The sequence below is a fragment of the Streptomyces sp. JJ38 genome (assembly GCF_019303475.1).
In the GTDB taxonomy this organism is placed as follows: Bacteria; Actinomycetota; Actinomycetes; order Streptomycetales; family Streptomycetaceae; genus Streptomyces.
Genome location: NZ_JABLSI010000023.1, coordinates 12,187 through 26,256, shown reverse-complemented (window position 1 = coordinate 26,256; position 14,070 = coordinate 12,187). Strand labels below are relative to the sequence as shown.

At 74.4% G+C, this 14,070-nt stretch carries 10 protein-coding genes, 2 tRNA genes and 1 pseudogene; 1 reads left to right on the top strand and 12 read right to left on the bottom strand.

From position 1 onward, the window contains the following. Positions 1 to 141: 141 nt before the first annotated feature. Entirely contained in the window at positions 142 to 387 is a 246-nt protein-coding gene (locus tag HPT28_RS14870) for a hypothetical protein (RefSeq protein ID WP_219091552.1), read from the bottom strand. A gap of 70 nt (positions 388 to 457) precedes the next feature. Here HPT28_RS14870 and holA point away from each other — a divergent pair, with 70 nt between their 5' ends. After that, positions 458 to 1,450, top strand: coding sequence for a DNA polymerase III subunit delta (gene holA / locus HPT28_RS14865; protein WP_219091551.1), 993 nt, complete (start codon positions 458 to 460; stop codon positions 1,448 to 1,450). 4 nt (positions 1,451 to 1,454) lie between these two features. Here the strand turns inward: holA and HPT28_RS14860 are convergent. From HPT28_RS14860 to HPT28_RS27635, 11 genes and pseudogenes are all read right to left on the bottom strand, one after another. Beyond that, a pseudogene (locus HPT28_RS14860) lies at positions 1,455 to 3,917 on the bottom strand (ComEC/Rec2 family competence protein); the annotation flags it as partial. Next, positions 3,914 to 5,074: a ComEA family DNA-binding protein gene (locus tag HPT28_RS14855; RefSeq protein ID WP_219091550.1), complete on the bottom strand. Its 1,161-nt coding sequence runs from the start codon at positions 5,072 to 5,074 to the stop codon at positions 3,914 to 3,916. The gene HPT28_RS14855 and the pseudogene HPT28_RS14860, both read right to left, overlap by 4 nt. 213 nt (positions 5,075 to 5,287) lie before the next feature. After that, the gene (locus tag HPT28_RS14850; protein ID WP_219091549.1) at positions 5,288 to 6,133 is read right to left on the bottom strand and encodes a DegV family protein; all 846 of its coding nucleotides are present in this window, start codon (positions 6,131 to 6,133) and stop codon (positions 5,288 to 5,290) included. An 87-nt stretch (positions 6,134 to 6,220) separates the two neighbouring features. Further along, positions 6,221 to 6,823 (bottom strand): hypothetical protein, encoded by a 603-nt coding sequence (locus HPT28_RS14845; RefSeq protein WP_219091548.1) that lies wholly within the window; start codon positions 6,821 to 6,823, stop codon positions 6,221 to 6,223. A gap of 118 nt (positions 6,824 to 6,941) precedes the next feature. Further along, on the bottom strand, positions 6,942 to 9,812 hold the full coding sequence (gene leuS, locus HPT28_RS14840; RefSeq protein WP_219091547.1) for a leucine--tRNA ligase: 2,871 nt from the start codon (positions 9,810 to 9,812) through the stop codon (positions 6,942 to 6,944). A 317-nt stretch (positions 9,813 to 10,129) separates the two neighbouring features. Continuing rightward, positions 10,130 to 10,202, bottom strand: a tRNA-Ala gene (locus tag HPT28_RS14835). Between the two features lie 110 nt (positions 10,203 to 10,312). Further along, a complete protein-coding gene (locus HPT28_RS14830) occupies positions 10,313 to 10,546 on the bottom strand; it encodes a hypothetical protein (protein ID WP_219091546.1) in 234 nt (77 codons plus the stop codon). Between the two features lie 209 nt (positions 10,547 to 10,755). After that, a tRNA-Ala gene (locus HPT28_RS14825) sits at positions 10,756 to 10,828 on the bottom strand. 216 nt (positions 10,829 to 11,044) lie between these two features. Then, positions 11,045 to 11,680 (bottom strand): histidine phosphatase family protein, encoded by a 636-nt coding sequence (locus HPT28_RS14820; RefSeq protein WP_219091545.1) that lies wholly within the window; start codon positions 11,678 to 11,680, stop codon positions 11,045 to 11,047. Next, entirely contained in the window at positions 11,680 to 12,096 is a 417-nt protein-coding gene (gene rsfS, locus HPT28_RS14815; protein WP_219091544.1) for a ribosome silencing factor, read from the bottom strand. The genes HPT28_RS14820 and rsfS overlap by 1 nt, the downstream gene beginning before the upstream one ends. Positions 12,097 to 12,239: 143 nt before the next feature. Continuing rightward, positions 12,240 to 14,057, bottom strand: a complete 1,818-nt coding sequence (locus HPT28_RS27635) for a LytR C-terminal domain-containing protein (protein ID WP_308119247.1) — start codon at positions 14,055 to 14,057, stop codon at positions 12,240 to 12,242. Positions 14,058 to 14,070 lie beyond the last annotated feature (13 nt).

The window sequence follows — 14,070 nt, the reverse complement described above, 5'->3', positions numbered from 1 at the left end:
CGGGCGACGCTACGGCGCGAGCCCCCTCCCGGGCATCGGACTGCGGCGCCGTCCCCACCTCTACCGCGGTCCTAGGTCCTGCGACCGCCCGGCCGGAGGCACGCCCCGGACACACGGGGCGGGACACGGGCCGGGGCGCACTCAGTCCCGCTCCAGCCAGCCCTCGTGGGCGGCGGCCAGGGCGTCGAGGGCGGCGGGCTCCCAGCGGCCGTCCGGGTCCTCCACCACGACCAGCCACTGGGCGTCCTCGGCGTCGTCCTCACCGGCCAGCGCGTCCCGGACGAGCTGCGGCTCCTCCGGCAGGCCCAGCCGCTCGGTCAGTTCCTCGGCCACCTCTTCCGCACTGTCCCGGTCGGGCAGGACGAGCAGGTGTCGTACATCGCTCACCGGGCCATTGTGCCGGGCCCCGGGCCGGGGGCGGCAGCGGTGTCCGAGCGACGTGCGATGCTGGTCGGCGATGCCCCCGAAAGCGAAGAAGCCCCCAGCGGAGCACGTCCTCGCTCCGTGCAGCGTCCTGGTCGGCCAGGAGGAGCTGCTCATCGAGCGCGCCGTGCGCGAGGTCGTCGAGGCCGCCCGTGCGGAGGACGCCGACACGGACGTACGCGAGCTCGCCCCGGGCGAGTTGCAGCCCGGCACCCTGGCGGAGCTGACCAGCCCGTCGCTCTTCGCCGAGCGCAAGGTCGTCGTCGTCCGGCAGGCGCAGGACCTCTCGGCGGACACCGTCAAGGACGTGAAGGCGTATCTGTCGGCCCCCGCCGAGGAGATCATCCTGGTGCTGGCGCACGCCGGCGGCGCCAAGGGCAAGGGGCTGCTGGACGCCGCCCGCAAGGCCGGGGCCCGCGAGGTCGCCTGCGCGAAGGTCACCAAGCCGGGGGACCGCCTGGCGTTCGTGCGGGCCGAGTTCCGGGCGCTCGGCCGCTCGGCGACCCCGGAGGCCTGCCAGTCCCTCGTGGACGCGATCGGCAGCGACCTGCGCGAGCTGGCCTCGGCCTGTGCGCAGCTCACCGCGGATGTCGACGGCACGATCGACGAGTCCGTGGTGGGCCGGTACTACACGGGCCGGGCTGAGGCGTCCAGCTTCACCGTGGCCGACCGCGCGGTGGAGGGACGCACGGCGGAGGCGCTGGAGGCGCTGCGCTGGGCGCTGGCCACGGGGGTCGCCCCGGTGCTCGTCACGAGCGCGCTGGCCCAGGGGGTGCGCGCCATCGGCAAGCTGGCCTCAGCGCCACGGGGCATGCGCCCGGCCGACCTGGCGCGGGAGCTGGGCATGCCGCCGTGGAAGGTGGACCGGGTGCGGCAGCAGATGCGCGGCTGGTCGGCGGACGGCGTCTCCGTGGCGCTGCGCGCGGTGGCGGAGGCGGACGCGGCGGTGAAGGGCGGCGGCTACGACCCGGCCTACGCGCTGGAGAAGGCCGTGGTGACGATCGCCCGCGCCGCCCGCTCACGCTGACCCGCCCGGCGGCGTCGACCGCGAGGGCGCCGTCCACGTCGGTGCGCCGGACCCGCGCCCCCGCCGCCCGCAGGGCGGCGAGCGTGACGGGGGCGGGGTGCCCGTAGTCGTTCGCCTCCCCGCACGAGACGAGGGCGACGGCCGGCGACAGCCGGTCGAGCAGGGGCCGGTGCTGGTGGGCCGAACCGTGATGGGCCACCTTGAGCACGTCAACCCGGGACAGCCCGGGGTGGCGCGCCAGCAGCCCGCGCTGCGCCGGCGGTTCCAGGTCACCGGGCAGGAGGACGGTGAGCCCGGCCGTGCGCACCAGCAGGGTGATGCTGCTGTCGTTGGCGCTGAGACCGCGCATGCCTGCGGGGGGCCACAGGACCTCCCAGCTCAGCCGCTCACCGATACGGCGGCGCTCCCCCGGGCGGGCCCGCAGCACCGGCACGCCGGCCGCCGCGGCCGTCCGGCGCACGAAACGGGCCTGCCCGGAGGCGCCGCCCGGTGCCGTCGTCTGCACCGCTCCGACGGCCCGGCCGCGCAGGGCGCCGGGCAGGCCGCGCACGTGGTCGGCGTGGAAGTGGCTGAGGACGATCAGCGGTACCCGGTCCACGCCCAGCCGCCGCAGACAGCGGTCCATGGCCGAGGGGTCGGGGCCGACGTCGACGACCAGCGCGGTACCGGATCCCGCGGCGAGCACCAGCCCGTCCCCCTGGCCGACGTCGCAGGCCACGAGCCGCCACCCCGGAGGCGGCCAGCCGGTGACGGCGCGAGTGAGCGGAACGGGACGCAGCAGCGCGACGAGGAGGAGGACGGCGGCGAGCGCGGCCAGCGAGGGCCGGTCGAGCGCCCGGCGGACGAATGCGAGGGCGGCCAGGGTGGCGACGAGCAGGAGGGCGGCGCCCGCCCAGCCGTCCGGCCAGGTCAGCTCGGCCCCGGGGAACGCCGCGCCCGTGCGGGCGACAAGGGCGATCCACCGGGCCGGCCAGCTCGCCAGCCACAACAGCCCCGCGGCCACCGGTATCGCCACCGGCCCGGCGGCCAGCGCGGCCCAGCCGAGCACCGTGACCGGGGCGAGAGCCAGCTCGGCCAACAGGTTGCACGGGATGCCCACGAGGCTGACCCGGGCGGCGAACACGGCGACCACCGGAGCGCAGACGACCTGAGTGGCGGCGGCGACCGCCACAAGCTCCGCCGGCCGCCCCGGCAGGCCGCGGCGCTGGAGCAGGCGGCTCCAGGAGGGCGCGAGCGTGAGCAGCGCCGCCGTGGCCAGGACGGAGAGCAGGAAGCCGTAGGAGCGGGCCAGGGCCGGGTCATACAGGACGAGCAGCAGGACGGCGGCCGCGAGCGCGGGGAGCAGCGAGCGGCGGCGACCGGTGGCGAGGGCCAGCAGGGTCAGGCCGCCGCAGACGGCCGCCCGCAGGACGCTCGGCCCGGGACGGCAGACGGTGACGAAGGCCAGGATCAGCCCGCAGCCCAGGACCGCGGTGCACCGCAGCGGCACCCCGAACCGGCCCGCGAGTCCGCCCCGTTCGGCCCGCGAGGCCAGCCCCGGCGAGCCGATGAGGACGGTCAGCACCACGGCGAGCTGACTGCCGCTGACCACGATCATGTGGGTCATGTCGGCCGCCTCGACCGCCTGTTGGAGGTCGGGCGGAATGCCGGAGGCATCGCCGACGATCAGGGCGGGCAGGAGCGCGCGGGCGTCGGCGGGGAGGCCTGCCGAGGCTGTTCGCAGGTCGGCCCGCACGGCGCCCGCCAGCCGCTGCACGGTGCCGGGGCCGCCGATGACCGTCGGCGGCCCCGCTCCCGACGGCCGGAGCACCGCGGTGAGTTCGCCGCCCTGGCCGGGCAGGGGCGGGGCGAGGCGGGCGGTGAGCCGGAGCCGGGTGGAGGGCAGCAGAGCGAGCCAGCCGCGCGGCGTGTCGCTCAGGGCGACCACGAGCACGGGGCTGCGCACGCCCGTCCGTCGGCCGTCGGGGGCCGTGATCCGGGTGACCTCGGCGGGGACGACGACGGGGCGCGGCCCGCCGTCCGCCCGGGGCCGGGCGAGCCGTGGGTCCCCGGTCAGGGTCACCTCCACGAGCGCCCGCGCCCGCCGCTCGGCGAGCTCGGCCACCGGCCCGGCCCGTACCGCGGCCGTGTGCAGGGCGGCGACGGCGCCGCCGGCCGCCGCGCAGAGCAGGGCCAGGGCCGCGGCGAGGAGGACGCCGCGGCAGCCGGGCCGCCGCCGGGCCGTCCGCCCGCCGCGCTTTGCGGTGACGAGCAGCCCCAGGGCGAGGAGGCAGCAGCAGCCGACTCCGACGGCCGCCGTGCGCCCGGCGGCGCCCAGGGAGAGCGCGGCCGCCGCCCAGGCCGCCAGAGCGGGCGGAACGAGTCTGAGGTCCGGTGGCGCCTCCTGCCGTGGGTGTGCGGCGCCGAGCCGGTGGCCGGACGCGGCGTGCACGGCGGCCCGTGGCCGGGCGGCCGGCGGGGCGTTCATGGCGCGACGCGGGGTTCGAGCTCGGCGAACCGGCCGTCCCCGATGCCGCTCACCTCCCGCAGCTGGCCGACGGAGCGGAAGCCGCCCCGCTCCGTGCGGTACTCCACGATCTTCCGGGCCAGGACGGGCCCGATGCCGGGCAGGCTGTCCAACTGCTCTTCCGTGGCCGCGTTGAGGCTGATCCGGCCGGCGGGGAGGCCGCCGCCGGGCGCTCCGGCACCGTGGGGGCCGAGCACCGTGCCCGGCGGGGGTGTGACGCCGACGAGGAGGTGCTCGCCGTCGACCAGTACGCGGGCCCGGTTGAGGCCCACCGTGTCCGTGCCCCGGCGGACGCCTCCCGCGGCCTCCAGGGCGTCAGCCACCCGCGCGCCCGCCGGAAGCCGGTGCACCCCCGGTTTCTCGACCTTCCCGGCGACGTCGACGAGCACTTGCCCGTCCGCCCGGGGCGGCGGCTCGCCGGGTGGGGCCGACGGCGGTCGCGGGGGTGGCCGCGAGGCCTCCGGGCCGGACGACGCGGCGGCCGCCACCGGCACCCCGACCGGCTCCGGGCGGCTGTCCCACCACGTGTGGGCCGCGAAGCCGCCCGCCACGAGCAGCACGACGAGGAGCGCGGCCAGGGCTCTGGGCTCGACGGCGCAACGGGTCTGCAGCCAGAGCGGCAGCCGTTCCCGCAGGGCACGCGAGGCCTGGCCCGGCCCGGTGGGCCGTTCGGCCGACGGCGCGGGGGCGTCCTGTCCGGAAGGCGGTGCCTCTGCCCGCGCCTCGGGCCCGGCCGCCTCCGCTTCGGACGCCCCCGCCCGGACCGCATCCGCTCGCGCCCCGGCCTTCGGGGGCGCGTCGAGGGCAGACCCGTCGTCCCCATCCGGCGACGCCGCCCGCACCCGTTCGGCACCCCGGGCAGCGCCCGGCTCCGGCGGGACGAGCTCACCCCGGTACTGGCTGGCCCGTACGGCCGATCGGGCCGCGGCGATGGCCTCGGCACGTGGCAGTGGCGCCCCGGGCGGAGGGTTCGGGGCAGCGGCGGGCGGTGGCGCGTCGAGCGGCGGCACGTCGAAGAGGGTCGCGGCGCGCGTGGCCGTCCGCCGGGCGTCGGTGACCCGCCGGGCGCGCGGCCTCCGCCCCGGTCCGACCGTGTCACGAGGAGATCGCGAAGTCATGCGCCCGACGGTAGGGAGCGAGCGAGCGCAATGTTGATCTTGATGAGATCCGGTGGATTACCCGCCGGTTGTGGATATCTCGGCCACCCTCAGGGGTGAATCCGACCCGTGGAGTTGACCGCCCGGACCCGTCACGCGCACGCCGTCGGCGCGCGCCCCGCGACCGCCGAGCCCCTCACACACCCACCACACCTCCCGCCACCGCCGAGCCCGTCAGTGCGGAGAGAGCACGGTGCCGAGGAGACCGGGGCCGGTGTGGGCACCGATGACGGCGCCGACCTCGCTCACGTGCAGCTCCCCCAGCCCCGGCACCCGCTCCCGCAGCCGCTCGGCGAGCTGCCGGGCCCGCTCCGGGGCGGCCAGGTGGTGGACCGCGATGTCCACCGGCGCCGTTCCGGCCCGGAGGACGGCCAGCTCCTCCAGCCGGGCGATCGCCCGGCTCGCCGTGCGGACCTTCTCCAGCGGCCCGATCCGCCCGTCCGCCAGCTCCAGCAGCGGCTTGACCGCGAGCGCGGAGCCCAGCAACGCCTGGGCGGCGCCGATGCGTCCGCCACGGCGCAGGTAGTCGAGGGTGTCGACGTAGAAGAAGGCGGAGGTGGCGGCGGCCCGCTTCTCGGCGGCGGCGACGGCCTCGTCCACCGAGCCGCCGGACTCCGCCGCCTCGGCGGCGGACAGGGCGCAGAAGCCCAGCGCCATGGCCACCACGCCCGAGTCCACCACGCGCACCGGCACCGGGGCGTCGGCCGCAGCCAGGACGGCGGCGTCGTAGGTGCCGGAGAACTCGGCGGACAGGTGCAGCGAGACGATGGCGTCCGCCCCGGCATCGGCCGCGTCCCGGTACGCGGCGGCGAAGGTCTCCGGGCTCGGCCGGGAGGTGGTGACCGGCCGGTGCCGCCGCAGCGCCTCCGCCAGGGAGCGGGCGGAGATCTCGGTCCCCTCTTCCAGCGGCTCGCCGTCCACGACCACGGTCAGGGGCACCGAGGTGATGCGGTGCCGCCGCAGCGCCTCCTGCGGCAGGTACGCCGTGGAATCGGTGATGATCGCGACATGACGGGCCATGGCCCGGAGATTACTGCGTCCCGAGGTCCCTCGGCAGCCTGGTCTCCGAGGTCGTAAGCCGGCGAGACGACGCCGCGCCGCCCGGCGTCAGGGCGCGGGCTCGCCGGAGGGCGGCGCGTCCCGCTTCTCGGGCGCCTGTGCCGGGGGCTGCTCCCAGTGCCGCAGGGCACCGGACTCCAGGGCGATCTGCTCGCGCAGGGAGCCCAGTTCCTCGGCCTGGTGGCGGCGCGCCCGGTCCTGGGCCGCGAACCGCAGGGAGTCGGCGGACTGCCGGATCTCCTCCGCGCGGCCCCGCAGCTCGGGCAGGCGGGCGGCGATGCGCGCACGGTCGGGTTCGCGGTCCATCAGCGCGCCCATCTCGCGGTCCAGCCCGCGAGCATGCTCGTGCAGCCGGTCGAGCAGGGCGACGGCCTCGGCGAGGGAGGCGTCCCCGGGCTGACCGAGGGCGAGTTCGCGGCGGGTGCTCTCGATGGACGTCCGCAGTTCGAGGCGGGTGCGGGCGAGTTCGCCCGCCGGGCCGAACTGGGCGGAACGGGCCCGCAGGGCCGTGTTGTCGATGGTCTTGCGGACCTCGGTGCTCGCGCGCTCGACGCCTCGCCCCACAGCCCGCACGGCCTTGGTGGTGGCGATCACGCCGAGGGTCACGAGGACCAGGAAGATCAGGGCTCCCACCGCCACGGCGATCTCCATGGGGCACGCCTCCGTCCGTCGCCTGCCGTCCCTCCCAGCCTAAGCGCTGCGGGGGCGGCGGGGACCACTGCGTCCCCGGACCGCTCCCGCAGCACAACCCCTAGGGGGCTCCCCCGCCTCAGGCGGGGACGATGTTGACGAGCTTCGGCGCCCGGACGATCACCTTGCGGACGCCGGCACCGCCCAGCGCGGCGACGACGCCCGGCGCGGCGAGAGCCTGGGCCTCCAGCTCGGCCTCGGGGATCTCGGGCGAGACCTCCAGCCGGGCCTTGACCTTGCCCTTCACCTGGACGACGCAGGTCACCGTCTCGTCGACCACGTAGGCGGGGTCGGCGACGGGGAAGGGGTGGTGCACGACGCTGTCCTCGTGGCCCAGCCGCCGCCACAGCTCCTCCGCGATGTGCGGGGCCAGCGGGGCGATGAGCAGCACGAGGTGCTCGGCGACGGCACGCGGCACCCGGTCCAGCTTCGTCGCGTGGTTGTTCAGCTCGGTGATCTTCGCGATCGCCGTGTTGAACCGCAGGCCGTCCATGTCCTGGGTGACGCCGTCGACGGCCTTGTGCACGGCGCGCAGGGTGTCCTCGGCCGGCTCCTCGTCGACGACGGTGACCTCGCCGGTCGCCTCGTCGACGACGTTGCGCCACAGTCGCTGGAGCAGCCGGTTCTGACCGACGACGGCACGGGTGTCCCAGGGCCGGGAGACGTCCAGCGGGCCCATGGCCATCTCGTACAGCCGGAGGGTGTCGGCGCCGTACTCGGCGCAGATCTCGTCCGGGGTGACGGCGTTCTTCAGGGACTTGCCCATCTTGCCCAGCTCGCGGCTGACCCGCTCGCCCCCGTGGAAGAAGGCGCCGTCGCGCTCCTCGACCTCGGCCGCGGGGACCGGGAAGCCGCGCTCGTCCCGGTAGACGTAGGCCTGGATCATGCCCTGGTTGAACAGCTTGTGGAACGGCTCCGCCGAGGAGACGTGCCCCAGGTCGTAGAGCACCTTGGACCAGAACCGGGCGTACAGCAGGTGCAGCACGGCGTGCTCGGCGCCGCCGACATACAGGTCGACACCGCCGTGCGGGGCGCCCTCACGCGGGCCCATCCAGTACCGCTCGATCTCCGGGTCGACGAGCCGCTGTTCGTTGTGCGGGTCCAGGTAGCGCAGCTCGTACCAGCACGAACCGGCCCAGTTGGGCATCGTGTTGGTCTCGCGCCGGTAGCGCTTGGGACCGTCGCCCAGGTCCAGGGTGACGTTGACCCACTCCTCGTTGCGGGAGAGCGGTGTCTCCGGGGAGGTGTCGGCGTCCTCGGGGTCGAAGGTGCGCGGCGAGTAGTCCTCGACCTCCGGCAGCTCCAGGGGCAGCATCGACTCGGGCAGCGGATGGGCGACGCCCTGCTCGTCGTAGACGATCGGGAACGGCTCGCCCCAGTACCGCTGACGGCTGAACAGCCAGTCGCGCAGACGGTAGTTGACGGTGCCCTCGCCGATGCCGCGCTCCGCCAGCCAGCGGGTGATCTCGGCCTTGGCCTCGGGCACGTGCAGCCCGTCCAACGACACCGCGGCGGAGGTGGAGTTGACCAGCGGCGCCTCGTGGGAGTCGAACGCGTCGTCCCAGGTGGCCGGGTCGGTACCGCGGCCGTCGGTGGGCTCGACGACGCAGCGCATGGGCAGTTCGAAGGCCCGGGCGAACGCGAAGTCCCGGCTGTCGTGGGCGGGGACGGCCATGATGGCGCCCGTGCCGTAGCCCATCAGGACGTAGTCGGCGATGAAGACGGGAACGCGCTCGTCGTTGACGGGGTTGAGCGCGTAGGCACCGGTGAAGACGCCGGTCTTGTCCTTGGCCTCGGCCTGCCGCTCGACGTCCGACTTGGCGGCGGCCTGGGCGCGGTAGGCGGAGACGGCGTCGGCGGGGGTGGCGTGGCCACCCGTCCACACCTCGTGCGTGCCCTCGGGCCAGGCGTCCGGGACCAGCTCGTCGACGAGCGGGTGCTCGGGGGCCAGGACCATGTAGGTGGCGCCGAACAGGGTGTCCTGGCGGGTGGTGAAGACGGTGATGGCATGCCCGGGCTTCCCGGCGGGGAACTCGACGCGGGCGCCCTCGCTGCGGCCGATCCAGTTGCGCTGCTGCAGCTTGATGGCCTCGGGCCAGTCCAGCCCGTCCAGGTCGGTCAGCAGCCGCTCGGCGTAGGCGGTGATGCGCATGTTCCACTGGCGCAGCTTGGCCTTGAAGACGGGGAAGTTCCCGCGCTCGGAGCGGCCGTCGGCGGTGACCTCCTCGTTGGCCAGCACGGTGCCCAGGCCCGGGCACCAGTTGACCGGTGCGTCCGAGGCGTAGGCCAGCCGGTAGTCACCCAGCAGGTCGGCGCGTTCGGCGGCGGTCAGCTCCGCCCAGGGCGCCCGGCCCTCGGGGGTGGGCCGCTGACCGCTCTCGAACTCCTTGACCAGTTCGTCGATGGGGCGGGCCCGGTCGGCGTCCTCGTCGTACCAGGAGTTGAAGATCTGCAGGAAGATCCACTGGGTCCACTTGTAGTAGTCCGGGTCGATCGTGGCGAAGGACCGCCGCTGGTCGTGCCCCAGGCCCAGCCGGCGCAGCTGCGCCTTCATGTTGACGATGTTCGCCTCGGTGGAGACGCGCGGGTGGGTGCCCGTCTGCACCGCGTACTGCTCGGCCGGCAGGCCGAAGGCGTCGAAGCCCAGGGTGTGCAGGACGTTGTGGCCGGTCATCCGCTGGAACCGGGCGTAGACGTCGGTGGCGATGTACCCCAGCGGGTGGCCGACGTGCAGTCCGGCCCCGGACGGGTAGGGGAACATGTCCATGATGAACTTCTCGGGCCGTGCCACCAGCTCGGGGTCACCGGACAGGTCCCCGGTGGGGTTCGGGGCCTGATACGTGCCGTGCTTCTCCCAGAAGTCCTGCCAGCGCGCCTCGATGTCGGCGGCCAGTGCCGCCGTGTAGCGGTGCGGGGCCGCGCTCTCCGCGGGGGTGGTGGTCTGGGTCATGTCCTCAAGGCTCCATCGTCTCGTCTCTGCCCGCCGAAATGAAAAAGCCCCTCACGCATGAGGGGTAGCCGCGCCGCGTCGGCCCGTGGGAGGGCCCGTGGTCAGCGCGGCCGGCTAAGCAGAAGGCGTACGGCACGCATGCCGTCAGGGTACCGCAGCCGAGCGGCCCGGCCGGGCGCGTCCCACGGAGCGGAAGCGGCGGACGTTCCCGGTGGCGGATCGGGAGAGCGCGGGCGGAGCCCGGCCCGTCCAGGGAGCACCGAGCGGCGGAGACACGGAAGCGGACCACTCGAACGAGTGGCCCGCTTCCGGATCTGTGGAGCTAAGGAGAATTGAACTCCTGACCTCTTGCATGCCATGCAAGCGCTCTACCAACTGAGCTATAGCCCCAGGTCTGGACCTCCGCGGGTTTCCCCCGCGGCGGCGTCGCCTACTCTACACGGCCCGGGGCACCGCTTGCCAAATCCGTTTCCCGGCAGCCGTCCAGGCCCCTCGCGGACTCAGACCGTGACGAACGAGTAGAAGCGCTTGAGGGTGCAGTGCTCCTCCAGCAGGCGCCCGTAGATGGGTTCACCCTCCAGCTCGCGGTACGTCTCGATCGGATCGCCCTTGATGATCAGCGCCCTGGCGCACTCGACGCACCAGTACTGGTAACGGACGTTGAGCGGCTCCATGTCGCGCACGATGGGCGTACCGCTGCCGCACCAGTCGCACTTTCTGCTGTGGGCGCCCATTCAGGCCCCGCAGCCGGGAGTCGGTCCGAGTGCGAGCCGGCCCTCGCGTGAACGGTGGATGCGCCTGGGCACCGCGGCGTCCCTCCCCTTTCGGGTCGTCCCCCTACTGCGGATGATTCTGCCACGTCACGTCGGAACGCAGGAGTCCGCCGATGACGACCGCACGACGAAATCCCGCCCTCCGGAGGAGGACGGGATCTTGATGATTGTGGAGCTAAGGAGAATTGAACTCCTGACCTCTTGCATGCCATGCAAGCGCTCTACCAACTGAGCTATAGCCCCGCGCTCTCGGCTCTCCGGCCTGACCGGCGCGCCGTGAACGAGTAGAACTCTACCTGGTGACCTGGCGGAACGCGAAATCCGGGTCGCCGGGATCCGACGCCGTCCACAGCGAGCCCACGGGGCTCCCACCAGGGCCCGGCCGCATGACAGCGCGGATCACGGCACCGATCACGGTGCGGATCACGGCACCGTCCGGCCCGAACCGCCGGGCAGGCCTCAGTCGTCGTCGCCGAGGACGGGTTCGGGCAGACTGCCCGCGTTGTGCTCCAGCAGCCGCCAGCCGCGCAGGCTCTCACCGAGCACCGACCAGGAGCAGTTGGACAGGCCGCCCAGCGACTCCCAGGCCGCCGGGTCCAACCCGAGCAGCCGGCCGATGGTCGTCCGGATCGTCCCGCCGTGGCTGACGACGACGAGGGTGCCGCCGTCCGGAAGCTTGTCGGCGTTGCGCTCCACGACGGGCGCGGCCCGGTCGGCCACCTCCGTCTCCAGCTCACCACCGCCGCGGCGGACGGGCTCCCCGCGCTTCCACGCCGCGTACTGCTCGCCGAAGCGCTCCACGATCTCGTCGTGGGTCAGGCCCTGCCACTTCCCCGCGTACGTCTCGCGCAGGGCCTCCTCGTGCAGCACCTCGTGGCCGGTGAGGCCCGCCAGCTCGGCGGCCGTGGCCCGGGCGCGGACGAGGTCGGAGGAGACGATCGCGTCGGGCTTCAGCGCGGCGAGCAGCCGTGCGGCCCGGCGCGCCTGGTTCAGCCCCTCGGCGGTGAGCGGGATGTCCGTGGACCCCTGGAAGCGGCGCTCGAGGTTCCACGACGTCTGACCGTGCCGCCACAGGACGATCTTGCGACCGCGCATCACCGCTCCTCCGCCGCGTCCGCCTCGGCGGCCCCCTTGCCGCGGGTGGCCTTGGCGTCCTCGGGGAGCTCCAGCTCGGGGCAGTCCTTCCACAGCCGCTCCAGGGCGTAGAAGACGCGCTCCTCGCTGTGCTGGACGTGCACGACGATGTCCACGTAGTCGAGCAGCACCCAGCGGCCGTCCCGCTCGCCCTCGCGGCGCACCGGCTTGGCGCCCAGCTCCTTCAGCAGCCGCTCCTCGATGCCGTCGACGATCGACTTGACCTGGCGGTCGTTGGGCGCCGAGGCGAGCAGGAAGGCGTCGGTGATGGAGAGCACGTCGCTCACGTCGTAGGCGACGACGTCGTGCGCGAGCTTGTCGGCGGCGGCCTGCGCGGCGGCGTTGATCAGCTCCAGGGAACGGTCCGTTGCGGTCACAGGTGCATGCTTTCGGTCGGGATCACGGGGCGCGCACGACGTGCACGCCTTCCCAGGGTCTCACGGCCGCCACGGGGCCTGTGCTCGGCGCAGGGTTGACGCCCGGCCCCGCCGGTCCCGCCGCCCGGCGGGGCCGGGCGGGGTCAGCCCTCGTAGTCCTCGCCGAGCACGACGGTGACGTCGGCGTTGGCCGCGCCATCGTCCTGCCGGACGGCGTCCTCGGGCAGCCCGAGCGTCTTCGCCACCCCCGCGGCGCGCTGCGCGTCCTCCTTCTCCGCGTAGGTGACGCTGCTGGCCTCCACCGCGGTATCCGACTCCTTCGCCGGGACGACGGTGTAGCCGCCGTTGATCAGCGTGATCTGGGCCGACTGCGCGGCGTCCCCGTCGCCGGTGGCGTTGCGGACGCTGACGCGGACGGCGGCGTCCGGGTCGGAGTTCCGCACGGTGCCGCCGAGGACCTCCTTGACCAGGCCGTGGGCCGTCTCGTCGCTCAGCGTGCCGTTCTGCTCGACCGGCAGCAGCCGGGTGTCCAGCCGGTCCTTCCCGGCGTGGGCGGCCAGCTCCGCCAGGGCGCCGCCGAGCTGCCCGTCCGTGAGCGACGGGTCCGGGACCTGGCCCAGTGAGACGACGGTCCGGGTGGCGGTCGCCGGGTCGGTGGAGAGCTTGCCCAGCACCGCCACCACCACCTGGCCGAAGCGGGCGAGCTGCTTCGTCTGCTCCTCGCCCGACGCCAGGTGCGTCGCGTACCGGATGGCGGCGCCTCCGTTCAGCTCCCGGTCCGCGCCCTTCTCGACGAGGGGCGCCTCGCCCTTCTCGTCGGCGGGGATGGTGACATCGGCGTCGAGCGTGACGCCCCCGACGGAGTCGACCAGGTTCTCCAGGAACGGGGTGTCCAGCCGCCAGGTGCCCTGGAACGTGGCGCCGAGCAGGGTGCCGAGGGCCTCGCGGGTCGCCCCGGCGCCCTGGCTGTCGAAGGACTTGCCCAGGGTGGTCGTGGAGCCGTCGGCGGTCGTCAGCGCGAGCGAGTTGGGCAGCAGCACGGCGGTCCCGCGCCCGGCCGTCTCGTTGTCGACGAGCAGCACCGTGGAGACGTTCTCGGTGTCGATGTCCCGCAGGTGGAGGACGATGACGTCGCGCTGCTCGGCGGCCTGCGTGGCGGCTTCCGTCTCCTCCCCGCCAAGGCCGGGGAGCCGCCCGGAGGACCACAGATAGCCGACGCCTCCGACGAGGACCACGACGAGCGCGACGACGAGCGCGATCATGCGGTTGCGCCCGCGCCGCTTGGCCTCCTCGCGCCGCTCGGTGCGGCTCTCGCTGAACTTCAGCCAGTCGATGACGTCCTCGGACTCCTCGTCCTCCTCCTCGATGAAGGAGAACTGCTCGGTCCGGTACTCCTCGCCGCTCTCGCCCCCGGGCTCCGACCCTGCCGTGGTGGCGGACTCCGCGTCGTGACCTCCGGCGGCCTCCCCCGCCGGCCGCCCGGCCTCCGGCTCGTACAGCGGCTCCGGCGTGTACGGCGCCGCCGGCTCGTACGGGGCATCCGGCTCGTACGGCGCCGCGTTCGCGTAGGGGGACGCCGTTCCCTGGTCCGGGTACGGGTACGGGTACGGGTCAGGGTCCGGGTACGGCGAGGACTGCGGGTACGACGGGCCCGCTCCCTGGTCCGGGTAGGACGACGGAGCCGGGTAGGCCTCCTCGGGCTGGGGCTGCTGCGGTACCCAGGCCGTCACGTCCTGCTGACCGGCGTAGGGGTCGTAGCCGTAGCCCTGCTGCCCGTAGCCGTCGGGGGCCGGGTACCCGTAGTCGTGGCCGTAGCTCTGCGGGACGGCCGGAGCCTCGGGCTCGGAACGCGTGTCGACGCCGTCGGGACCCTGGGCGTAGGGGTCGCGGTAGAGCGGCCGACCGTACTCGTCGTACCCGGTGAACTGCTGCTGCCCGTACGGGTCCTGTCGGTCGTTCACGGCTGCCGCCCCT

Excerpts from the sequence above, each read along its gene's own strand:
- leuS (WP_219091547.1), bottom strand. The coding sequence starts at position 9,812 with ATGACCCAGACCACCACCCCCGCGGAGAGCGCGGCCCCGCACCGCTAC.
- HPT28_RS14855 (WP_219091550.1), bottom strand. The coding sequence starts at position 5,074 with ATGACTTCGCGATCTCCTCGTGACACGGTCGGACCGGGGCGGAGGCCG.
- HPT28_RS14820 (WP_219091545.1), bottom strand. The coding sequence starts at position 11,680 with ATGCGCGGTCGCAAGATCGTCCTGTGGCGGCACGGTCAGACGTCGTGG.
- HPT28_RS14845 (WP_219091548.1), bottom strand. The coding sequence starts at position 6,823 with ATGGAGATCGCCGTGGCGGTGGGAGCCCTGATCTTCCTGGTCCTCGTG.
- holA (WP_219091551.1), top strand. The coding sequence starts at position 458 with ATGCCCCCGAAAGCGAAGAAGCCCCCAGCGGAGCACGTCCTCGCTCCG.
- HPT28_RS14830 (WP_219091546.1), bottom strand. The coding sequence starts at position 10,546 with ATGGGCGCCCACAGCAGAAAGTGCGACTGGTGCGGCAGCGGTACGCCC.
- HPT28_RS14850 (WP_219091549.1), bottom strand. The coding sequence starts at position 6,133 with ATGGCCCGTCATGTCGCGATCATCACCGATTCCACGGCGTACCTGCCG.